This is a genomic window from Noviherbaspirillum sp. FW303-A3, from assembly GCF_058788695.1.
The window spans coordinates 869105-889661 of the sequence record NZ_JBYTAZ010000001.1 but is presented as its reverse complement, the minus strand read 5'-3'; the positions used below and the strand labels follow the sequence as shown (position 1 = coordinate 889661).

At 60.5% G+C, this 20557-nt stretch carries 21 protein-coding genes; 14 read left to right on the top strand and 7 right to left on the bottom strand.

From position 1 onward, the window contains the following. Positions 1–4: 4 nt before the first annotated feature. Together hslO and AC3WOY_RS04360 are read right to left on the bottom strand one after the other, a co-directional pair. Positions 5–931: an Hsp33 family molecular chaperone HslO gene (gene hslO, locus AC3WOY_RS04365; RefSeq protein WP_492421140.1), complete on the bottom strand. Its 927-nt coding sequence runs from the start codon at positions 929–931 to the stop codon at positions 5–7. Next, entirely contained in the window at positions 931–1455 is a 525-nt protein-coding gene (locus AC3WOY_RS04360; RefSeq protein ID WP_492421138.1) for a gamma carbonic anhydrase family protein, read from the bottom strand. Before AC3WOY_RS04360 ends, hslO begins: the two co-directional genes overlap by 1 nt. Before the next feature lie 55 nt (positions 1456–1510). On the opposite strand from AC3WOY_RS04360, the gene AC3WOY_RS04355 reads away from it, so the two are divergent. From AC3WOY_RS04355 to AC3WOY_RS04345, 3 genes are all read left to right on the top strand, one after another. Beyond that, a complete protein-coding gene (locus AC3WOY_RS04355; RefSeq protein WP_492421136.1) occupies positions 1511–2326 on the top strand; it encodes a ferritin-like domain-containing protein in 816 nt (271 codons plus the stop codon). A gap of 99 nt (positions 2327–2425) precedes the next feature. Then, positions 2426–2692: a hypothetical protein gene (locus AC3WOY_RS04350; RefSeq protein ID WP_492421134.1), complete on the top strand. Its 267-nt coding sequence runs from the start codon at positions 2426–2428 to the stop codon at positions 2690–2692. A 116-nt stretch (positions 2693–2808) separates the two neighbouring features. Beyond that, positions 2809–3834: a patatin-like phospholipase family protein gene (locus AC3WOY_RS04345; RefSeq protein WP_492421132.1), complete on the top strand. Its 1026-nt coding sequence runs from the start codon at positions 2809–2811 to the stop codon at positions 3832–3834. A gap of 9 nt (positions 3835–3843) precedes the next feature. Here AC3WOY_RS04345 and AC3WOY_RS04340 read toward each other — a convergent pair whose 3' ends face one another. After that, the gene (locus tag AC3WOY_RS04340; RefSeq protein ID WP_492421130.1) at positions 3844–5523 is read right to left on the bottom strand and encodes an acetate--CoA ligase; all 1680 of its coding nucleotides are present in this window, start codon (positions 5521–5523) and stop codon (positions 3844–3846) included. A 112-nt stretch (positions 5524–5635) separates the two neighbouring features. On the opposite strand from AC3WOY_RS04340, the gene AC3WOY_RS04335 reads away from it, so the two are divergent. The 10 genes from AC3WOY_RS04335 (at position 5636) to AC3WOY_RS04290 (ending at position 14570) form a co-directional block, all read left to right on the top strand. Further along, positions 5636–6523 carry an alpha/beta fold hydrolase gene (locus AC3WOY_RS04335; protein WP_492421128.1) on the top strand — a complete coding sequence of 296 codons (888 nt, stop codon included), beginning with the start codon at positions 5636–5638 and terminating at the stop codon, positions 6521–6523. A gap of 102 nt (positions 6524–6625) precedes the next feature. Beyond that, positions 6626–7462 (top strand): 3',5'-nucleoside bisphosphate phosphatase, encoded by an 837-nt coding sequence (locus tag AC3WOY_RS04330; RefSeq protein ID WP_492421127.1) that lies wholly within the window; start codon positions 6626–6628, stop codon positions 7460–7462. Positions 7463–7569: 107 nt separating this feature from the next. Then, entirely contained in the window at positions 7570–8451 is an 882-nt protein-coding gene (gene htpX / locus AC3WOY_RS04325) for a protease HtpX (RefSeq protein ID WP_492421126.1), read from the top strand. A gap of 47 nt (positions 8452–8498) precedes the next feature. Further along, positions 8499–9122, top strand: a complete 624-nt coding sequence (locus AC3WOY_RS04320; protein WP_492421125.1) for an L-threonylcarbamoyladenylate synthase — start codon at positions 8499–8501, stop codon at positions 9120–9122. Between the two features lie 54 nt (positions 9123–9176). After that, a complete protein-coding gene (locus AC3WOY_RS04315) occupies positions 9177–9836 on the top strand; it encodes a site-2 protease family protein (RefSeq protein ID WP_492421124.1) in 660 nt (219 codons plus the stop codon). A 5-nt stretch (positions 9837–9841) separates the two neighbouring features. Beyond that, positions 9842–11044: a tryptophan--tRNA ligase gene (locus tag AC3WOY_RS04310; protein WP_492421123.1), complete on the top strand. Its 1203-nt coding sequence runs from the start codon at positions 9842–9844 to the stop codon at positions 11042–11044. A gap of 10 nt (positions 11045–11054) precedes the next feature. Next, positions 11055–11615 carry a class I SAM-dependent methyltransferase gene (locus tag AC3WOY_RS04305; RefSeq protein WP_492421122.1) on the top strand — a complete coding sequence of 187 codons (561 nt, stop codon included), beginning with the start codon at positions 11055–11057 and terminating at the stop codon, positions 11613–11615. Positions 11616–11698: 83 nt separating this feature from the next. Next, a complete protein-coding gene (dapA, locus tag AC3WOY_RS04300) occupies positions 11699–12577 on the top strand; it encodes a 4-hydroxy-tetrahydrodipicolinate synthase (RefSeq protein WP_492421121.1) in 879 nt (292 codons plus the stop codon). A gap of 52 nt (positions 12578–12629) precedes the next feature. Next, positions 12630–13781, top strand: a complete 1152-nt coding sequence (gene bamC, locus AC3WOY_RS04295; RefSeq protein ID WP_492421120.1) for an NlpB/DapX family lipoprotein — start codon at positions 12630–12632, stop codon at positions 13779–13781. Between the two features lie 9 nt (positions 13782–13790). Continuing rightward, the gene (locus AC3WOY_RS04290) at positions 13791–14570 is read left to right on the top strand and encodes an MBL fold metallo-hydrolase (RefSeq protein ID WP_492421119.1); all 780 of its coding nucleotides are present in this window, start codon (positions 13791–13793) and stop codon (positions 14568–14570) included. 78 nt (positions 14571–14648) lie between these two features. Here the strand turns inward: AC3WOY_RS04290 and AC3WOY_RS04285 are convergent, their stop codons facing one another. Both AC3WOY_RS04285 and AC3WOY_RS04280 read right to left on the bottom strand, forming a co-directional pair. Beyond that, a complete protein-coding gene (locus tag AC3WOY_RS04285) occupies positions 14649–14900 on the bottom strand; it encodes a hypothetical protein (protein WP_492421118.1) in 252 nt (83 codons plus the stop codon). A 209-nt stretch (positions 14901–15109) separates the two neighbouring features. Next, positions 15110–16240 (bottom strand): JmjC domain-containing protein, encoded by a 1131-nt coding sequence (locus tag AC3WOY_RS04280; RefSeq protein WP_492421117.1) that lies wholly within the window; start codon positions 16238–16240, stop codon positions 15110–15112. Between the two features lie 136 nt (positions 16241–16376). Here AC3WOY_RS04280 and AC3WOY_RS04275 point away from each other — a divergent pair, with 136 nt between their 5' ends. Continuing rightward, positions 16377–16922, top strand: coding sequence for an FKBP-type peptidyl-prolyl cis-trans isomerase (locus tag AC3WOY_RS04275; RefSeq protein WP_492421116.1), 546 nt, complete (start codon positions 16377–16379; stop codon positions 16920–16922). A 67-nt stretch (positions 16923–16989) separates the two neighbouring features. On the opposite strand, the gene AC3WOY_RS04270 is transcribed toward AC3WOY_RS04275, so the two are convergent. Together AC3WOY_RS04270 and mutS are read right to left on the bottom strand one after the other, a co-directional pair. Then, positions 16990–17901 (bottom strand): hypothetical protein, encoded by a 912-nt coding sequence (locus AC3WOY_RS04270; protein WP_492421115.1) that lies wholly within the window; start codon positions 17899–17901, stop codon positions 16990–16992. A gap of 8 nt (positions 17902–17909) precedes the next feature. After that, a complete protein-coding gene (gene mutS, locus AC3WOY_RS04265) occupies positions 17910–20519 on the bottom strand; it encodes a DNA mismatch repair protein MutS (RefSeq protein ID WP_492429185.1) in 2610 nt (869 codons plus the stop codon). Positions 20520–20557 lie beyond the last annotated feature (38 nt).

The window sequence follows — 20557 nt, the reverse complement described above, 5'->3', positions numbered from 1 at the left end:
ATTTTCAGTGCCGGGAACTGCCCGCCTGTTGCAACGCATCGCGGGTATTGTCCGTCGCGAACAGTTGCGCACAATCGACTTTGTCGAATTCGTAGTGCTGGCCGCAGAAATCGCAATTGATCGACAGTTTGCCCAAGTCGTCCAGCGCGGCATCGATTTCCGGTTTGCCCAGCATGATCAGCATGTTGCCGACCTTCTCCCGGCTGCAACTGCAGTGGAAGCTTGGATGAGCCGGTTCGAACACGCGGATCGTCTCTTCCCAGAACAAACGGCGCAGCAAGGTGTTGATGTCGGTCGAGAGCATTTCTTCCTTGCGCAGCGTCGATGCCAGCACAACGGTGTGGTTCCACGCTTCCATGTCATCCGCCACCTGCGTGCCGGAGCCGCCGTCGCGCGGCAGCTTTTGCAGCAACAGGCCGCGCGCCACGTTCTCGTCCGCGGCCAGCCATAGTTTGGTGTCGAGCTGCTCCGAGCGCAGCATGTAATTCTCGATTGCTATCGCGACGGACTCGCCGTCGAGAGGAACAATGCCCTGGTAGGGCTGTTGTCCAGGCAGCTTGTCCGCAGGATCGAGCGTGATCACGAAGCGCCCCTGGCCATGTGCGTTGACGAGTTGATTGAGGCCGGCATCTTCCGGAATGACGGCGTCGGCGGCAAGCTTTGCCGTCGCGCGCAGGCGCAGGTCGGAATCGCATTCGATGACCAGCAGCTTCACCGGGCCATCCCCGTGCATCTGCAGGATCATCATGCCCTTGAACTTCAGGTTCGCCGTCAGCAGGGCGGCGGCGGCAAGCAATTCGCCCAGCAGCGTCCTGACGGGCGCCGGGTAATCCTTGCGCGCCTGGATCTGTTTCCAGGTCTCGGAAATCTCGACCAGTTCGCCGCGTACAGCGGCATTTTCAAAAATAAATCGTTGCAGCGTATCCATCATTACCCAATTCGTTTCAGTTCCTTCTTGAACAGCTGGCCGCGCTTGACGTAATTCGCGGTATTGCCGTGCATGCGGGCGATATCTTCTTCGCTCAGTGTACGGATTGCCTTGGCCGGCGAGCCGATGATCAGCGAGTTGTCGGGGAATTCCTTGCCTTCGGTCACGAGGGCTCCGGCGCCGACCAATGAGTTCCGGCCGATTTTTGCGCCATTCAGAATGACAGCCTGGATGCCGACAAGGGAGCCGTCGCCGATCGTGCAGCCGTGCAACATGGCCTGGTGGCCCACGGTCACGTTCTTGCCGATCGTGAGCGGAAAGCCGGGATCGGTGTGGAGTACACAGCATTCCTGGACATTGCTGTTTTCGCCCACGGTAATCAGTTCATTGTCGCCACGTATCGTGACCTCGAACCAGACGCTCGCGTTTGCTTCGATGCGTGCCTTGCCGATAACGTTCGCTGAATCGGCGACATAGGCGGAAGGATCGATCTGTGGGGCGTTGTCGCCCAATTGGTAGATGGCCATGGATTTCCGTAAAATCGGGAATTTGGTGTGAATCCGACATTTTACCGCCCATCGCATGAACACATCGAATGACCGCCCCCGGGAGCTACGCGCGCTTTCCCTGGATTTGCTGTGCGAAACAGACCCTGTCGCCAAGGCGGAGGGCGTCAAGTCGCTCCAGGCTGGCTGGGCGGCGGGCAAGCTTGCCCTCGATACGGCAGTGCGACTGCACCCGCAGGTGGCGATACCTGGCCGGCCTGCACGTCCCGAACTGGTGTCACCGCTTTCGGTCAAGCACCGTTCCATGTGCACACCGGAAGGCCGTGCCGCGATGATTCACGCGCTGGCCCATATCGAATTCAATGCAATCAACCTGGCACTGGATGCCATCTGGCGCTTCCCCGGCATGCCGTCCGATTTCTATGGAGACTGGCTGCATGTCGCCGCCGAGGAGGCATTGCATTTCTCCTTGCTGGACGCGCATCTGCGGACACTGGGGTTCGCCTATGGCGATTTTCCTGCGCATAACAGCCTGTGGGACATGGCAGAAAAGACGAGCGGCGATGTCCTGGCGCGCATTGCGCTCGTGCCTCGTACAATGGAGGCGCGCGGGCTGGATGCGTCTCCACCAGTGCGGGCGAAACTCGCACAGGCTGGTGACCAGGCGGCAGCGGAAATCCTGGACATCATCCTGCGCGACGAAATCGGCCATGTCGCCACCGGCAACCGCTGGTTCGGCTGGCTATGCAAGGAACGCGGCCTCGATCCCGTCGCAATTTACGCCGATCTGGCACAGGAATACAAGGCGCCGCAAATGCGCGGCCCGTTCAACCTGGAAGCACGCCGTGCTGCCGGCTTTAGCGAGGCCGAGCTGGCTGAACTACTTGCCTGATCCCTTCGCTTTCCTGTTGGTAATTTGAAGGAACCTTGCCCCGCCGAACGGGGTCTTTGTTGACATGGGATTAATTCCGCATACACGAGGGAGCGCATCATGTCGATTTCAGGAACTGTCTTTCCGCGGCTGCTCATGGTAGCCATTTTCATTGCCGGGCTTGCCGCCTGCGAGAAAACCGATACCGCCGCCGGCGAGAAGGGACCCGCCGAAAAAGCAGGCCAGCAGCTGGACCAGGCGGCATCGCGCGCCGGCGAAGAACTGAACAAGGCCGCCGAGGTGGCCGGCAAAGGACTCCAGCAGCTTGGCCAGAAGATCCAGAACGAGGCCGAGCAGGCGCAACAGGCGCAGCAGAAGAAAGAATAATTGCGGTTCTCATTTCGCGATGCACGCGTGCCGGCCACGACCGGTGTGCGGGCATATCATTGATATGAAAAATACGCAGCCGCCGATACGGGCGGCGCAAGAAATGACCGGAAGCCATGGAGAAAAAAACAATCACACTCGCGCTGCAGGGCGGCGGATCGCACGGCGCCTTCACCTGGGGCGTGCTCGACCGTCTGCTGGAGGATGAACGCATCGAGATCGAAGGAATTAGCGGCGCGAGCGCCGGGGCGATGAATGCCGTGGTGCTTGCACACGGGATGACGATCGGCGGACGCGACGGAGCGCGGCAGGCCCTGCGGGATTTCTGGGAGGCGGTTGCCAATAGCGCGCCCTTCAGCAGCGTCCCCGACAATCTCGTACCGCCGGCCAATCTTGCAGCGCAGTCCGATCTTCCGCCGGCGTTCAAACCCTTGCTCTCGCTGCTCCGTTTCTTTTCGCCTTACCAGCTCAATCCGTTTGACATCAATCCCTTGCGCGACATCCTCGCAAAGCAGGTGGACTTTGAACGGCTGCGTGCGGAGTGCGGGATACGCCTGTTCATCGCGACGACGCAGGTCAGCACCGGAACGCTCCGGCTGTTTCGTACCCGGCAGCTGTCAATGGATGTCTTGCTTGCTTCGGCCTGCCTTCCCTTGCTGCATCGCGCCGTGGAGATCGATGGCGAAGCGTACTGGGATGGCGGGCTGACAGCGAATCCGCCGCTTTTTCCGCTGGTTCACAAATGCGTGGCGCGCGACATCGTGGTTGTGCTGCTGCATCCGCAGCCGCACGACCACGTGCCGCGCAGCGCGGACGGCATCTGGCACAGGCTGACCGAAATGGGGTTCAGCTCCACCTTCTTCACCGAGCTCCAGGGATTGATGCTGGCGCAGCGGGAGGCCAAGCGCGGATGGTTCTCGTTCGGACGGCTTGAGCGGCGCCTGCGACATCTCAACATGCATGTCGTCGAATCGCAGGAGCTGATGAGCCAGCTCGGCAGGCACAGCAAACTCAATGCGCATCCCGCTTTTATCCACGGTTTGCATGAAGAAGGGCGGCAGCGCGCCGAGGCCTGGCTGGAGCGTAATTTCAGGCAGCTCGGCGTGCGGTCGTCCTTCCAGCTTGCGCGGCTGTTCGGCTAGGTAACCGGACTACCGCTGCGCCGCGCGCTCCTGCTCCATGAGGCGCAATACCCGACGCTGCACCTTGCCGGTCGTGGTCATCGGCAGTTCGTTGATGAACTCGATTTCCTTCGGATACTCGTATGGCGCGAGCTTGCCGCGCACATGCGTTTGCAGTTCCGCGATGAGTTTTTCGTCGGCATCCCTGTTGCGCGGCGTGCCGGCCGTCAGGACGATGAACGCCTTGACGACATTGCCGCGTTCCGCGTCCGGCTTGGGCACGACGGCGACATTTGCCACTGCCGGATGCTTGACCAGGCAGTTTTCGATCTCCGAAGGGCCGATGCGGTAGCCGGCCGCCTTGAACATGTCGTCCGCGCGGCCCTGGTACCACAGGTAACCATCCTCATCGGCAAGGGCAAGGTCGCCGGTACGGCACCAGTCGCCGGTGTATTTGTTGCGCGTGGCGTCCGGGTTCTTCCAGTATTCGATGAAGAAGATCGGGTCCGGATGGCCGTGGATGTCCGTACGGTGCAGCGCCACTTCGCCGATTTCGCCGGGCTTGACCGGATTGCCGTCGTCGTCGATAACGGCAACGCGATGGCCCGGGTAGGCGCGTCCCATGCTGCCGGGTTTCGCCGGCCACTGAAGCACGCTGTTGCCGACGATGTAGTTCATTTCCGTCTGGCCGAACATTTCGTTCGGCGTGACACCGAGCGCGGACTGGCACCAGTTGAACACGGTATCGCCGACCGCTTCGCCGGCGCTCATGATCGCACGCAGTTTCAGCTTGAACATGTCCTTGGGCGTCGGATAGGCCTTCATCATCATCTTCAGCGCCGTCGGGAAGAGGAAGGTGTTGGTGATGCCGTATTTCTCGAGGAGATAGAAGGCCGTGTCAGGCGAGAAGCGGCCGCGGAAGCCGACGATCGGCATGCCGAAATACAGCGACGGCAGCAGCGCATCCATCAATCCGCCGGTCCATGCCCAGTCGGCGGGAGACCAGAACACATCGCCCTCCTGCGGAAACCAGTTCTGGGACGCAACGAATCCGGTCAGGTTGCCGATGATTGCGGAGTGGGGAATCAGCGCACCCTTCGGCGCGCCCGTGGTGCCGCTGGTGTAGATGAGCACGGCAGGATCCTTCGCCAGGGTCGGCACTGGATCGAAATTCGTGCGCGCCTTCGACAGCTCGGTATTCATGTCCAGCGCATCGGTAGCATCGCAATCGACGGCGATGACATGTTTCAGCGCAGGGCAGTTCGGGCGAGCCTGGCGGAGGTTGTCCAGGCCGGCCTGGTCGACGATGGCGACTTCCGCTTCGCTGTTCTGCAACCGGTATTCCAGCGCATCCGGTCCGAACAGGATGGACAGCGGCATGGCGACGGCGCCCAACTGGTAACACGCCATGTGTGCCACGGCGGTCTCGATGCGCTGCGGAAGGATGATCGCCACGCGATCGCCTTTTTTCACGCCGAGGCGGGCGAGCACATTGGACAGCCGGTTGCTCTGTTCATGCAGTGCCGCATAGGTGAGGGTGGCGCTATTGCCCTGATCGTCTTCGTAGTAAATCGCAATCCGCGATTTCTCGCCGGCCCAGCGGGTGCAGCAGACCTGCGCGATGTTCAACGCTTCGGGAACATGCCAGTGGAAATGGTTGTACAGCTCATCGTAGCGGTCGGTCCGGGGGGCGCTTGCAGCAGAAGTCATGTCCTCTCCATTATAATTATCGAACGGGCGTTCTATTAATTTGCCTTTCCGGCAATCTGGCTATTATGCCGATTTCCGGGAATTTCATTCTTGACCTGGGTAACGTAAAAACATGAAGCCATCCCGCTCCGAATTCATCCCTGTACGGGGCCTTCAATACCACGTACGGCACTGGGGCACGGAGGGCGCGCCGAAGCTGTTCATGGTGCATGGATGGATGGACGTCGCCGCTTCGTTCCAGTTCATGGTCGATTGCCTGCAGGGCGACTGGCATGTGATCGCGCCCGACTGGCGTGGTTTCGGCCTGACGAAAAATCCCGGCGTCGATTGTTACTGGTTCCCCGACTATATGGGCGATCTCGACGCGATCCTCCAGCATTATTCCCCCGACCAGCCCGTGAATTTGCTTGGACACAGCATGGGAGGAAATGTCGTGTGCCTGTACGCGGGCGCGCGGCCGGAACGGGTCCGCAGTCTGATCAATCTTGAAGGTTTCGGACTGGCAGCGACGCGTCCGGAGCAGGCACCGAAGCGCTATGCGAAATGGCTCGAAGAACTGCGCGATCCGCCGGGCATGCGTCCGTACGCATCGCGTGAAGACGTGATACGGCGCTTGCAGAAAAACAATCGCCGTCTGACGGACGAGCGTGCGGATTTCCTGTCGCGGCACTGGTCCGCCGAAAACGAGCGCGGCGAGTGGGATATTCTCGGCGATCCCGCGCACAAGCTGGTCAGCCCCGTTCTCTACCGCGTAGAAGAAGTGCTTGCCTGCTGGCAGGCAATTGCCGCGCCGGTTCTGTGGGTGGAGGCGGACGATACCGAAGCATGGCGCTGGATGGGGCCAAAGGAAACGGCGCGCATCGAAATCGACCGCCGAATCAGCTTCCTTCGGAATGTCACGACAGCATCAATCGCGGACGCAGGCCACATGCTGCACCATGACCAGCCCGAGGCGCTTGCCCGCGTGATCGAACAGTTCCTTGCCGCTCACCCCGGATAGTCCCGTCTCGCGCGCTGTCGAACAGGAATTGCAGGCATTTGCCAGCAGAGTGGCGCACACTCGGCGTACAATAGTTCAATCCTGCCTATCAATTCCGAATGCATGCTTAACGTCGATCTTCATTGCCATTCCACCGTATCCGACGGTTCGCTCTCGCCGGCGGCCGTTGCCGCGCGCGCGAAGGCGGGGGGCGTGGATGTGTGGGCGCTGACGGATCACGACGAAATCGGCGGCATCCCGCAAGCACGCGAGGCCGCTCATGCGCTGGGATTGCGCTATGTGACCGGTGTCGAGATTTCGGTCACCTGGGCGCGTCACACCATCCACATCGTCGGCCTGAATTTCGACGAGAAGAACGAAGACCTCATCAAGGGTCTCTACAGCACGCGTTCCGGACGCGAGCGCCGCGCCCACGAAATGGCGGAGCAACTCGCTGCCTCGGGTATCCCCGATGCATTCGAGGGGGCATTGAAGTATGTCGGCAACCCGGACCTGATTTCACGCACCCACTTCGCACGGCACATCGTCGAAACCGGTATTTGCAGGGACGTTCACGAGGTTTTCTCCAAATACCTGACCGAAGGCAAGCCGGGTTATGTGCCGCATCGCTGGGCGACGCTGCAAGACGCCGTCAAGTGGATTCGCGGCGCAGGCGGGATTGCCGTGGTCGCCCATCCCGGGCGCTACGATTTCACCGACACGGAGCAGGATGTTTTCCTGGCCGAATTCAAGCGTGCCGGCGGAACAGGCGTTGAAGTCGTGACTGGAAGCCACACCGTCGAGGAATTCGGCATCTACGCGCGTGTCGCTCGCGCCCACGGCCTGCTTGCTTCGCGCGGATCGGATTTCCATGCCCCCGGCGAATCGCAGACCGAACTGGGCTCGCTTCCCCCGTTACCTCCCAGCCTGACGCCCGTCTGGCACGACTGGCGCATGTAATTGCGCTCCCCCGCAAGGGTGGTGCCTTGCTTTTGTGGCATGATGCGCCACTTGAATTTCCGGGAAATAACCCTATCTAGATGTCGCTTTCAAACGGAGGCTAATCCATGAAACGAATCGTCCTTTTCCTGGCGACCAACCTGGCTGTCGTTTTGGTGATGTCGGTGGTGCTGTCCTTGCTCGGCGTCAACCGCTATCTCACCGCGAACGGTCTCAACCTCGGCATGCTGATGGTGTATTCCCTCGTGGTCGGCTTTACCGGCGCCATTATTTCGCTGCTCATGAGCAAGCAGATGGCGAAATGGTCGACCGGCGCGCACGTCATCGATGCCCCCTCGACATCGACGGAGCTGTGGCTCGTCGACACCGTGAAAAAGCTCGCTGACCGCGCTGGTATCGGCATGCCCGAAGTCGCGATCTACGACGGCGAAGCGAATGCATTTGCCACCGGCGCATTCAAGGATTCCGCACTGGTAGCTGTCTCGACCGGACTGCTGGAAAACATGACGAGGGAAGAGGTCGAGGCCGTGCTCGGACACGAGATCGCCCACGTTGCCAATGGCGACATGGTGACGCTCACGCTGATCCAGGGCGTGGTGAACACCTTTGTCGTGTTCCTTGCCCGTGTGGTCGGATATCTGATCGACAAGACAGTGCTTCGCAACAACGACGACCGCGGGCCGGGTATCGGCTACATGGTCACTGTGTTTGTCTGCGAAATCGTGTTCGGCATCCTTGCTTCGATTATCGTTGCCTGGTTCTCGCGCTACCGCGAGTTCCGTGCCGATGCCGGGTCAGCCAAGCTCCTTGGCAATCCCCAGCCGATGGTCAAGGCGCTGGCGCGGCTTGGCGGACTGGAGCCGCCGGAGAGCATGCCGCAGAACTTCAAGTCCTTCGGCATCAATGGCGGCCGCTCGGGTTTTGCCGCGCTGTTTTCGAGCCATCCTCCGATTGAAGAACGTATTGCAGCGCTGTGCAGTGCATACTGATAACAAGAAACCTGTAACGGCGGTCGTTCAAGGCCGCCGTTCTTTTTATGAGCCAATTTTTTCAAATCCATCCAGATAATCCCCAACTGCGCCTCATCAAGCAGGCGGCGCAAATCATCCACGGCGGCGGCATTGTCGCGCTGCCGACCGACTCATGCTATGCGCTGGTCAGCCATCTCGACGACAAGGCAGCGGTCGAGCGCCTGCGCCGCATCCGCGGCGTGGATGACAAGCATCACTTGACCTTGCTGTGCCGCGACCTGAGTGAAATCGCGCAATATGCGCGTGTCGACAATCGGCAGTACCGGATGTTGAAGGCGGCAACTCCGGGACCATTCACCTTTATCCTGGAGGCGACGAAGGAAGTCCCGCGCCGCCTCAGCCATCCTTCGCGCAAGACCATCGGCCTGCGTGTGCCGGAAAACACGATTGCCCAGGCGCTGCTCGAAGAGCTGGGGCAGCCGCTGATCGGTACCACCCTGATCCTTCCCGAAGAGGATGATCCGCTGACCGACCCGGAAGAAATCCGCGACCAGCTGGAACGCCAGATCGAGCTGGTGATCGACGGCGGCGCCTGCCATCTGGAGCCGACCACGGTCGTCGACCTCACGGACGACGAGCCGGCGCTCGTGCGGCAGGGACGCGGCGACGCATCGATGTTCGGGCTCTGAACCCTCGCCCGCCGTTCACGGCGGGCATCTTTCCCCCTCTGATAAAATCCCCCAATGGATGAGATTATTCAAACGATTGCAGTGTATGCACTGCCGGTAATCTTCGCGATTACCCTGCATGAGGCGGCACACGCCTACGCTGCGCGTTACTTTGGCGATTCGACGGCTTATTTGCAGGGCCGGATGAGCCTCAACCCCATCAAGCATATCGATCCGTTCGGAACCCTGATCATTCCGGCAATCCTTTATGTCGCCACCTCCGGCGCGTTTCTCTTCGGTTATGCCAAGCCTGTGCCGATCGACTTCGGCAACTTGCGCAAGCCCAAGCGCGACATGGCTTGGGTGGCGCTTGCCGGGCCGGGGGCGAATTTCGTCATGGCCTTGCTCTGGATGATTTTTGCGATCATCCTTGGCGTGGGTGATGTTCAGGAGCCGTTCTTCCTGCGGATGGCGCAGGCAGGCGTACTGAGCAACCTTGTGATGTTCGCGTTCAACCTGTTTCCGATTCCGCCGCTGGATGGCGGGCGCGTCCTGACAAGTGCATTGCCCAACCGGCTCGCCTACAAATTTGCGCAAATCGAACCCTATGGTTTCTTCATCGTCATGGGCCTTGTGCTCCTGAAAGTCCTGTACTTCTGGATGGCGCCGGTGATGCTGCTGGCACATGAAGCCCTGAAACTGATCCTTTTCCCCCTGACTCTTTTTCTGAACTGAACACTATGTATCCCGACCGCGTAGTTTCCGGCATGCGTCCGACTGGTGCGATGCACCTTGGCCACTTTCACGGCGCACTGAAGAACTGGATCAAGATGCAATCCGAATTGCCTTGCCTGTTCTTCGTCGCCGACTGGCATGCGCTGACCACCCATTACGATGACCCGAGCATCATTGAAACGAGTACTTGGGACATGGTGATCGACTGGCTGGCAGCCGGCATCGATCCGTCGCAGGCGACGCTGTTCATCCAGTCGAAGGTGCCGGAACATGCAGAGCTGCACCTGCTGCTGTCGATGGCAACACCGCTCGGCTGGCTGGAGCGTGTGCCGACCTACAAAGACCAGCAGGAAAAGCTCGCCGACCGCGACCTCGCCACTTACGGCTTCCTTGGCTACCCGCTGCTGCAGGCGGCCGACGTGCTGATCTATCGCGCCAGCCAGGTGCCGGTGGGCGAAGACCAGATTCCGCACATTGAAATGATGCGCGAGATCGCTCGCCGCTTTAACCACCTCTATGGCAAGGAAAAGGGCTTCGAGGAAAAGGCGCAGGAAGCCACCAAGAAGCTTGGCAGCAAGCGCGCACGCATGTACACCGAACTGCGTACGGCCTATCAGGAGCAGGGTAACGCGGACGCGCTGGAGCAGGCGAAGGCCATGCTCGACGAAACGCAGAACCTGTCGATGATCGACCGCGAGCGCCTGTTCGGCTACCTCGAAGGCAGCCGCAAGATCATCCTGGTCGAACCCCAGGCGAAACTGACGGAATCTTCGCGCCTGCCAGGCCTGGATGGACAGAAGATGTCCAAGAGCTACGGCAACACGATTACGCTGCGCGAAGACAAGGAGTCGGTGACCAAGAAGGTCCGTACGATGCCGACCGACCCGGCACGCGTGCGACGCACCGACCCGGGCGATCCGGAAAAATGCCCGGTATGGCAGCTGCATCAGGTGTATTCGGATCAGGAAACCAAGGACTGGGTCGTGAAGGGCTGCAAGTCGGCGGGCATCGGTTGCCTCGAATGCAAGCAGCCGATCGTCGATTCCATCCTCAAGGAACAGGAGCCGATGCGCGAGCGCGCGCAGAAGTACCTCGACGATCCTTCGCTGGTGCGCGCGATTGTTGCCGACGGCTGCGACAAGGCCCGCAAGCTGGCGCAGGAAACGATGCGGGATGTGCGCGACGCGATGGGACTGGGCTACAACTGAGTCCGGCACCTTGGCTTCCCACGTCTCTCCTGACACGCCTTCGGCTTGGGTCGTGCGATTTGCACCGCTCATTCCCGCAGGCCAGGTACTCGACCTTGCCTGCGGAGGAGGGCGCCACGCGCGCCTTCTTGCAGGACTTGGGTACCGTGTTGTCGGAGTCGACCGCGATGCCTCGGCACTGGAATCGACGGCCGGTCCGGGTATCGACACCCGCCAGATAGATCTCGAAGCCGATGACACGGAGTGGCCGTTTGAAGACGGCAAATTCGCGGGCATCGTCGTCGCGAACTACCTGCATCGTCCGCTTTTTCCGCACATCCTTCGCAGCCTTGCTCCCGGAGGCGTCCTTGTCTACGAAACCTTCGCTGCCGGGAATGAGCAATTTGGCAAGCCTTCCAATCCGGACTTCCTGCTGCGTTCCGGCGAACTCCTCGAGTGGGCCGCAAAGAACGGCATACGTGTCATCGCATTCGAGGATGGATACGTTGAAACGCCTAAGCCGGCGATGGTCCAGCGCATCTGTGCCGTGAAGTCGGCGGTAGCCGAGCCCCGCCGGTATCGCCTTGCCTGAGTCCGTTTTCACCCCGTATTGCCCCACGGGAGCAGGCTATCCGCTACAATCAACCTTTTATTTCTTTACCCGATAACACCATCATGATCCAGGGCAGCATTGTCGCCATTGTCACCCCCATGCACGCAGACGGCAGTCTCGACCTGCCGGGGCTGCGCAAACTGATCGACTGGCATATCGCCGAAGGCACCGACGGCATCGTCATCGTCGGCACTACCGGCGAATCGCCGACGGTATCGGTCGAAGAGCACTGCGAGCTGATCAAGATCGCCGTCGAACATACTGCCAAGCGGATCCCCATCATTGCGGGCACAGGCGGCAACTCGACCACCGAAGCGATCGAGCTGACGCAATACGCGAAGAACGTCGGCGCCGATGCCTCCCTGCTCGTGGTTCCGTACTACAACCGTCCGACCCAGGAAGGCATGTACCAGCACTTCAAGAAGATCGCCGAGGCCGTCGACCTGCCCGCGATCCTCTACAACGTGCCCGGCCGTACCGTCGCCGACATGGCCAATGAAACGATCCTGCGCCTCGCGCAAGTGCCGGGTATCATCGGCGTCAAGGACGCTACCGGCAACATCGCGCGCGGCAGCGACCTCATCCGCCTCGCGCCGAAGTCCTTCGCCGTGTATTCCGGCGATGACCCGACTGCAATGGCGCTCATGTTCTGCGGCGCCAAGGGCAATATCTCGGTCACGGCGAACATTGCGCCGCGCGGCATGCACGACCTGTGCGCCGCAGCGATGGCCGGCAAGGTTGCCGAGGCGGTTGCGATCAACAACAAGCTGCTCCCGCTGCACAACAAGCTCTTCGTCGAACCGAACCCGGTTCCGGTGAAGTGGGCGATGGCACAAATGGAGCTGATCCCGTCCGGCATCAGGCTGCCCCTGGTGCCGCTGGGTGAGGGCTACCACGACACCGTGCGCGCGGCCCTGCGCGAATCCGGTGTATTACAATAAGCGCCGCATTTCGTCCGGCAGTCACGCAGACTTCACCTCAATCAGCATCGACATGACAATTCGAAAGAACACTCGTATCGCTCAACGTGGAATCATTTTCGGGCTGGCGATCGCCGGCCTCGCTGGCTGCAGCACCATCGGATCGGTGCTGGAACCGGATCGCGTCGAGTACAAGAGCGCCGGCAAGGCGCCGTCGCTGGAGGTGCCTCCTGACCTGACGCAATTGCAGCGCGAGAATCGCTACGCCATACCGGAAGCCAACCGAGGTACGGCAACGGCATCGTCCTACAGCCAGCAACAGGCTGCGCGCCCCTCGTCGCCTACTGCCGCGGTTGCCGTCAAAGTGGCCAGTGACATGCGCATCGACCGCGCCGGCAACCAGCGCTGGCTGGTGGTCAACCAGGCGCCTGAGGCACTGTGGCCCCTAGTGAAAGATTTTTGGCAGGAGTCCGGATTCCTGATCAGTTACGAAGTCCCCCAGGCCGGTGTGATGGAGACCGACTGGGCCGAAAACCGCGCGAAGATTCCGCAGGATTTCATCCGCAATACCCTGGGCAAGGCGCTGGATTCGCTGTACTCCACTGGCGAGCGCGACAAGTTCCGTACTCGTCTCGAACGCACGGCGGACGGCGTAACCGAAATCTACATCAGCCATCGCGGCATGCAGGAAGTGCTTGTCGGCCAGCAGAAGGACAGCACGATGTGGACGCCGCGTCAGTCCGATCCGGAGCTTGAGGCCGAATTCCTGACCCGCCTGATGACTCGTCTCGGCGCGGAAGCCACCCAAGCCAGGACGACGGTGGCAAATGTCGGCCTGCAACCGTCACGCGCCAAGCTGGTCAAAGGCACGAGCGGCGGTTATGTAGAGGTCGATGAAGGATTCGACCGCGCCTGGCGCCGTGTCGGCTTGGCACTGGACCGCGTTGGCTTCACGGTGGAAGACCGTGACCGTGCGCAAGGCATCTACTTCGTACGCTACGTCGATCCGGATGCCGACCAGAAGAAGGCATCGGAGAAGGGCTTCCTGTCGCGGCTGTTCACGTTTGGTTCCGACGACAGCGCAAAATCGGCGCAGCGTTACCGTGTTGCGGTGAAGGCGGCCGGTGGTTCCAGCCAGGTGTCCGTACTGAACGCCGAAGGACGTCCGGATTCGTCGCAGACTGCGGATCGCATCCTTTCGCTCCTGAATGAGCAACTCAAGTAAGTTCACGTATTGAAATTTGCAAGTCTTGGAAGCGGCAGTGAAGGAAACGCGCTTCTGATCTCTACCGCATCCGGCACGACATGCACGACTGTCATGCTGGATTGCGGATTCCCCATTCGTGAAACCGAGCGACGCCTGCAATGCAAGGGGCTGGCACCCGCCGACCTGGCAGGCATCGTCGTCACCCACGAGCACAAGGACCATGTCGGTGGCGTGTTCAAGTTTGCGCGCCGACACCGTATTCCCGTCTGGTTGAGCTTCGGTACCTTTCAAGCTGTGGAGAGGGACTGCGACGGCGTCACGGTGCACATTTGCCGCGATGGCGACAGGCTTTCGATCCAGGACCTCGAGCTCGCGCCTTATACGGTGCCCCACGATGCACGCGAACCGGTTCAGTATGTGGCGAATGATGGGCAGTTTCGTCTCGGAGTGCTGACGGATGCCGGGCAATCCACGCCGCATCTTATTCATGCACTTGGCGGATGCGATGCGCTTGTCTTGGAGTGCAACCATGACCGGCGCATGCTCGCCAACTCATCGTATCCCTATTCCTTGAAACAGCGCATTGGCGGTGCTTTCGGTCACCTGTCAAACGAAACGACCGCGGAGATTCTGTCTGCCCTGGACAAGTCGCGGCTCAGGACCGTCGTCGGTGCACATTTAAGCCAGCAGAACAATACGCCCGAACTTGCTCGTGAAGCGCTTCACGGTGTTACGGAGGGCACGGGAATCGACGTGATGATCGCCTGCCAGGAAGAGGGATTCGACTGGATTCGCCTGAAGGGGTAGGGCGAACGAATTGCCAGTTTGAAAGAAGAAATAAAAAAGCCGACCGGATGGTCGGCTTTTTCATGCAGTAATCGCAGATTACTTGGATGCAGCCGGAGCAGCAGCAGCCGGGGCAGCAGCATCAGCCGGTGCGGAAGCAGCCGGAGCAGCCGGTGCGGCAGCAGCGTCAGCCGGTGCGGCAGCAGCCGGAGCAGCCGGTGCAGCAGCAGCGTCAGCCGGTGCGGAAGCAGCCGGAGCAGCAGCCGGTGCCGGAGCAGCAGCTTCTTCCTTCTTGCCGCAAGCAGCCAGAGCAACAGCCAGCAGAGATGCGATCAGCAGAGACTTTTTCATGGATTTCCCTTTACAAAATTTATTATAAAAAAATTATGCGATGAATAATTACCGGTAATTATCGCTCTATAGGCGTCTTCTCACCCGCATGGTGTTGCATTGCGGCATTCGAAAACATCCTAATCAACAATTATAGCGGGTTTTTTTGCAACAAGTGATCCGCGCTTTTCTTTTCGGTAAGGAATTTGTAAGCAATCGCAACACGCTTTTCATGTGTTCTTGCGGAGCGAAATCCAACCGTCTTCGTGCCATGCATGGAGCGTCTCCCGGACGTCCTCGGACGCGCCCGCCACGTCTTCCGGATCGAGCTGCCTGCGGTCGGCGAGCTTCACCAGCGGACGTCGTTCGGCGCTTCCCGCAACAAAGGATTCTCCATTGATGAATACATGGCGTCCGCGGTAGAGCATCCTGGTCTTGCGTGAAAGCTCCACACCGCGTTTCTCTGCCTGCTGCAGAAACCGCGACAGCGACGTCGCGCGCGCCGGCGGGGTGAAGAAGACCGTTGGCTTGAGCTCCGAAAGGTACTCGCCAAGGAAGATGGCGACATCGTCATCGCTGAATTTGATTTGCCGAAGCGTATCGGCGATGCGGGCAAGCATCGCGTTGCCGATTTCAGCGGGTTTGGATGTCACGGCCAGGTCTGGATCGGCGTATCGACCCGGGAGCTCAACCGAGTCGGCCATGAACTGCAGGAAGGCTTCGCCAAGCTCCTGGAAGGACGGCGTGCGAAACCCGATCGAGTAGGTCATGCATTCGCCGACAGCAATGCCGTCGTGCGCGTAATGGGGCGGCAGGTACAGCATGTCGCCGGGTTCCAGGATGAGCTCCTGTTCCGGCTTGAAATTTTTCAGGATTTTCACCGGCAGGCCTTCCACCAGCGTCATGTCCTTCTGCGGACCGATGCGCCATCGGCGCTTGCCGTGCGCCTGGAGCAAGAAGACATCGTACGAGTCGAAGTGCGGCCCGACGCCGCCAGTGTCGGTGGCATAGCTGATCATGAGGTCGTCCAGCCGCGCATCCGGCACGAAGCGGAACTGCTGCATCAGTGCATCCGCGCCGTCATGGTGGAGGTTCACACCCTGGATCAGCGTCGTCCACGCTTTCTTGCCGAAAGGCGGCAGCTGTTCGAACGGCCCCTTCCGGAGCTGCCAGCGCGAGCCGAAGTGTGTGACGAGACGGGACTCGACGTCGTCCCGCGCCGCCATGGCAACGAGTTCTTCCCGGGTGAGGAGGGGCTTGAAACCTGGAATGGCCTGCCGGATCAGAAGTGGTTTCTTGTGCCAGTATTCCTGGAAAAATTGCTGTGGCGTGAGTCCGCCGAGGAGAGGCAGTTTTTTCATTGTTGTCGTTAAATGGGCATGGTGATTGCTGAGAAGTCGGGCCGCCGGCCGGACTCGATTCGAGAATCTGTCGCGGCGCAAGGTCTTGCGGCACGGGCGAGTATAATCCTGAAATGTTGACACGAAAGGACGGCTCATGAAGATCGCCAAGAATACGGTAGTGACGGTCCACTACAAGCTCTCAGATGCACAAGGCAATCTGATAGAAGAAAGCCGCGAACCGATGGTGTATCTGCACGGCGGATACGAGAATACGCTGCCCAAGATCGAAGAAGCGCTCGAGGGCAAGGACATCGGCTATGAAACGACCATCCAGGTGGAGCCTGAGGATGCCTTCGGCGAATACGACCCCAACCTGATCAAGATCGAGCCGCGCAATCGCCTGCCCGACCCCGTCGAGGTCGGCATGCAGTTCGAGGGGACGCCCGACGATGCCGCAGGCGGGGAGGAGTCGCTCATCTTTACCGTGACCGATATCGCCGACGACCAGGTAGTGCTGGACGGCAATCATCCACTTGCCGGAATGGCGCTTCGCTTTACCTTGAACGTTGCCGGCGTGCGGGACGCGACGGAAGAAGAGGTGGCGCACCAGCACGTCCACGGCGAGCATGGCCATCATCACCGCCATGGTGATGCCGAAGGCGAAGGCGACGACCAGTTCCGCAGCTATCCGCTGCATTGATTCCGCGGCAGGTATTACAAACGCCGGTCATTACTACATGGGCAAAGGAAAGGCGTGTCGCGAGGAATCAGCGATGGCCTTCCGCCGAGTGAACAGCGCGCGGTTCGATTGAAAAGACCTTTGCCTGCCGTGTCTCGACGTTGACCTTGGTCCACCCCGCAGGTGTCCCGTATTCCCCGACATTGCCATTCCAGACAATGGCTCCTGTGTGCGATGCCTGATTGTGCACCACAAGAATCTTTCCAGGGAATTTCACCGCAAGGTTTGACAGCAGCTTTCTCGTCTCCGCGAATCCATCCCGTTGATTGGCAGACAGGCGGGCAGGGGCGAACGGATTGCTGTCGCTGAACAGCACAATACCCGTTACCTTTTCCCGATGTGCAAAAGTGAAGACACGGTTCAGCCAGTCGCGATTGGCAATGAGTCTGTCCTCGAATTCGCTGTTCCTTCCCGCATCGACGATATAGTTGTTGTTATTGGAAGGCAGGTTGACGGTGGCGAACATGACGTCCCCGATCTGCCAGCGGGCGTTTTCAGGATAGCTGCGGAACTTCGCAATCGTAGATTGCCGGATCACCGGAATACGGCTCGCCCCCAGGGAAAAGTCGTCGAAAAAGAACAGGTCCCGCAAGCGTCCAATCCGCCCGACTGCCGATGACTTTCCGGATTCCGGCGGGCATCTTGCCCAGTCGCCTGCCGCGAGCGAAACGATCACGCCGTTTCGTGCGCCATCCAGCACGGACTTCTGGCGGAGATAGACCTTGTCCGTGCACGCGGCATTGGCTGGCTTGATCCCCTGCATCACCACGAAAGCGAGATTGTCCGAATCGGTCTCTTCTATGGAGCTCAGCAGACCGCTATTGTCTTCAGGGTTCGACGCGCGGGCATGCGCAACGACGCCGAAGCTGAATTCGGTGGGCTCCGCCATGGCAGGAGCTGCCTGCCACACGGCGAGGCATAGCGCGAGCGTCTGGAGCACGGTCCGATTCATTGTTTTTCGGCCAGCGCCTTCAGGCGATAGAGCGCGTCCAATGCCTCGCGCGGAGACATGGCATCCGGATCGATGTCGGCAAGTTCTTCCGCCAGCGCGTTCGCCGCCGGTTCGGCCGGTGCAAGCTCGACGGGTTCTTCAACGATCGCTGCCGAGGCCGCGAAGAGGTCGAATTGCGGCGTCGCCTGCACGGACTGCGCCTCAAGCGCGGCCAGATGCTTGCGAGCAGCCTTGATGACCGGCTGGGGAACACCCGCCAGCTGGGCGACCTGCAAGCCGTAACTCTGCGAGGCCGGACCGGACTGGACCGCGTGCAGGAAAACGATGCTGTCCTTGTGCTCCACCGCAGATAGGTGGACATTGGCGGCGGTCGGGTGGGTCTCAGGCAGCTGGGTCAGTTCGAAATAGTGCGTTGCGAACAGGGTAAAACTACGTGTGGCATCGATCAGGTGTCGTGCGATCGCCCAGGCGAGCGCAAGGCCGTCGAACGTCGATGTGCCTCGGCCTACTTCATCCATCAGTACGAGGGAATGCTCGGTGGCACCGTTGAGGATCGCGGCTGATTCCGTCATTTCCACCATGAAGGTCGAACGTCCGCCGGCAAGGTCGTCTGCCGCTCCGATACGCGTGAAGATCCGGTCGATCGGTCCGATCACGGCGCGCGACGCCGGAACGAAACTGCCGACGTAGGCAAGAAGGGTGATCAGGGCGACCTGGCGCATGTAGGTCGACTTGCCGCCCATGTTGGGGCCGGTGATCAGCAGCAGCTTGCGTTCGCTGTTGAGCTCGCAATCGTTGGCGATGAAGCGTTCGATCTGGTTTTCGACGACGGGGTGCCGGCCCTGTTCGATCACGATGGTCGGCTCGGGGGCGAGATGCGGCGCGCACCAGTTATTGCGCAGCGCATGGTCCGCCAACGCAACGAGCACGTCGAGCTGTGCCAGTGCATGCGCGATCGACTGCAGGAGCCCGATCTGCGGCGCAAGGTCGTTCAGCAGTTTTTCGTAGAGGTATTTTTCGCGAGCGAGTGCGCGCTCCTGGGCGGACAGCGCCTTGTCCTCGAAGGCCTTGAGCTCCGGCGTGATGTACCGCTCGGCATTCTTCAGGGTCTGGCGCCGGCGATAATCGTCGGGCACCTTGTCGGTCTGTCCATGCGTGACTTCGATGTAGAAACCGTGCACCTTGTTGTACTCGACCCGCAGATTGGCAATGCCGGTGCGCGCCCGTTCGCGCGTCTCGAGGTCGACAAGGAACTGGCCGGCGTTCTCGGACAGCGCGCGCAACTCGTCGAGTTCGGCATCGAAGCCGCGCGCAATCACTCCGCCGTCGCGCACCATGGCGGCCGGTTCAAGTGCAATGGCGCGCTCCAGCAATTCAAGGCATTCGCCCGGCGTGGCCAGCGCGTCCTGGATGGCACGCAGCAGCGGTGCGTCGGCATCCTTGTTGCACATGGCCACATACGCGCGCAATGAGGGCAACTGCTGCAACCCGCCACGCAGCCCTGCAAGATCGCGCGGCCTGGCGGAAAGGAGGGCGATGCGCGTCGTGATGCGCTCGATATCCGGAACGGCGGCGAGCGTCGCGGAAAGACCCGAGGAAGCATCCGCGCGCATGAGTGCATTGAGCGCCGCATGGCGTGCGCGTGCGACTTCCTGGTCGCGCCGCGCATGATGCAGCCAGTGGCGCAGCAGGCGCGAGCCCATCGCCGTCCGGCAATGGTCGAGTTGCGAGAACAGCGTGGGAGCGTTCGTACTTCCTTCCTGCCCGCGTAGTGTTTCGGTCAGTTCCAGGTTGCGTCGCGTCGCGGCATCCAGGCCGATGAACTCATTTTCCGACTCGACGGAAAGCGTGCGTACATGCTGCAGTCCTTTGCCTTGTGTCGATTGTGCGTAGCGCAGCAGGGCGCCGGCCGCGCCAATCGCCGCGCTCAACCCATCGGCGCCGAACCCGCTCAGCGTTGCAACGGACAATTGTTCAAGCAGCGCCTTCTGTCCCGCATTGATGTCGAAGTGCCAGTCTGGCACCGTCGTGAATTTGCCGGTCGATGACTGGGAAAACAGGTCCGCATTGTCGATGGCCAGGATCTCGGCGGGAGAAATACGCTCAAGCTCCTGCTTCAGGCGTGCATCGAACGTTTTGGCGTCGCCGGAAAATTCCATGACACGCAATGCGCCGCTCGCCATCGACAGCCATGCGAGACCCGCCACGACGGATTTCCGTTGTGTGACGACGTGCAGCGCAAGCAGCGGGCGTTCGGATTTTTCGGGGAGCAGGTCCGCGTCAGTCAGCGTGCCGGGCGTGATCACGCGCACGACCTTGCGCTCGACCGGGCCCTTGCTGGTCGCCGGATCACCGATCTGTTCGCAGATCGCCACCGACTCGCCCAGCTTGACCAGCTTGCCCAGATACTGTTCGACCGAATGGAAGGGCACGCCGGCCATCTTGATCGGGTTGCCATTCGAGGCGCCGCGCTGCGTCAGGGTAATGCCGAGCAGGCGGGCCGACTTTTCGGCGTCGTCAAAGAACAGTTCGTAGAAATCCCCCATGCGGTAGAACACCAGCATGTCCGGATAATTGGCCTTGATGCGAAGGTATTGCTGCATCATGGGAGTGTGTTTTTCCAGCGCGGCGTCGAGGCCGGGCT

Coding starts and splice junctions, on each gene's coding strand:
- hslO (WP_492421140.1), bottom strand. CDS start 931: ATGATGGATACGCTGCAACGATTTATTTTTGAAAATGCCGCTGTACGC.
- AC3WOY_RS04360 (WP_492421138.1), bottom strand. CDS start 1,455: ATGGCCATCTACCAATTGGGCGACAACGCCCCACAGATCGATCCTTCC.
- AC3WOY_RS04355 (WP_492421136.1), top strand. CDS start 1,511: ATGAACACATCGAATGACCGCCCCCGGGAGCTACGCGCGCTTTCCCTG.
- AC3WOY_RS04350 (WP_492421134.1), top strand. CDS start 2,426: ATGTCGATTTCAGGAACTGTCTTTCCGCGGCTGCTCATGGTAGCCATT.
- AC3WOY_RS04345 (WP_492421132.1), top strand. CDS start 2,809: ATGGAGAAAAAAACAATCACACTCGCGCTGCAGGGCGGCGGATCGCAC.
- AC3WOY_RS04340 (WP_492421130.1), bottom strand. CDS start 5,523: ATGACTTCTGCTGCAAGCGCCCCCCGGACCGACCGCTACGATGAGCTG.
- AC3WOY_RS04335 (WP_492421128.1), top strand. CDS start 5,636: ATGAAGCCATCCCGCTCCGAATTCATCCCTGTACGGGGCCTTCAATAC.
- AC3WOY_RS04330 (WP_492421127.1), top strand. CDS start 6,626: ATGCTTAACGTCGATCTTCATTGCCATTCCACCGTATCCGACGGTTCG.
- htpX (WP_492421126.1), top strand. CDS start 7,570: ATGAAACGAATCGTCCTTTTCCTGGCGACCAACCTGGCTGTCGTTTTG.
- AC3WOY_RS04320 (WP_492421125.1), top strand. CDS start 8,499: ATGAGCCAATTTTTTCAAATCCATCCAGATAATCCCCAACTGCGCCTC.
- AC3WOY_RS04315 (WP_492421124.1), top strand. CDS start 9,177: ATGGATGAGATTATTCAAACGATTGCAGTGTATGCACTGCCGGTAATC.
- AC3WOY_RS04310 (WP_492421123.1), top strand. CDS start 9,842: ATGTATCCCGACCGCGTAGTTTCCGGCATGCGTCCGACTGGTGCGATG.
- dapA (WP_492421121.1), top strand. CDS start 11,699: ATGATCCAGGGCAGCATTGTCGCCATTGTCACCCCCATGCACGCAGAC.
- bamC (WP_492421120.1), top strand. CDS start 12,630: ATGACAATTCGAAAGAACACTCGTATCGCTCAACGTGGAATCATTTTC.
- AC3WOY_RS04285 (WP_492421118.1), bottom strand. CDS start 14,900: ATGAAAAAGTCTCTGCTGATCGCATCTCTGCTGGCTGTTGCTCTGGCT.
- AC3WOY_RS04280 (WP_492421117.1), bottom strand. CDS start 16,240: ATGAAAAAACTGCCTCTCCTCGGCGGACTCACGCCACAGCAATTTTTC.
- AC3WOY_RS04275 (WP_492421116.1), top strand. CDS start 16,377: ATGAAGATCGCCAAGAATACGGTAGTGACGGTCCACTACAAGCTCTCA.
- mutS (WP_492429185.1), bottom strand. CDS start 20,519: ATGATGCAGCAATACCTTCGCATCAAGGCCAATTATCCGGACATGCTG.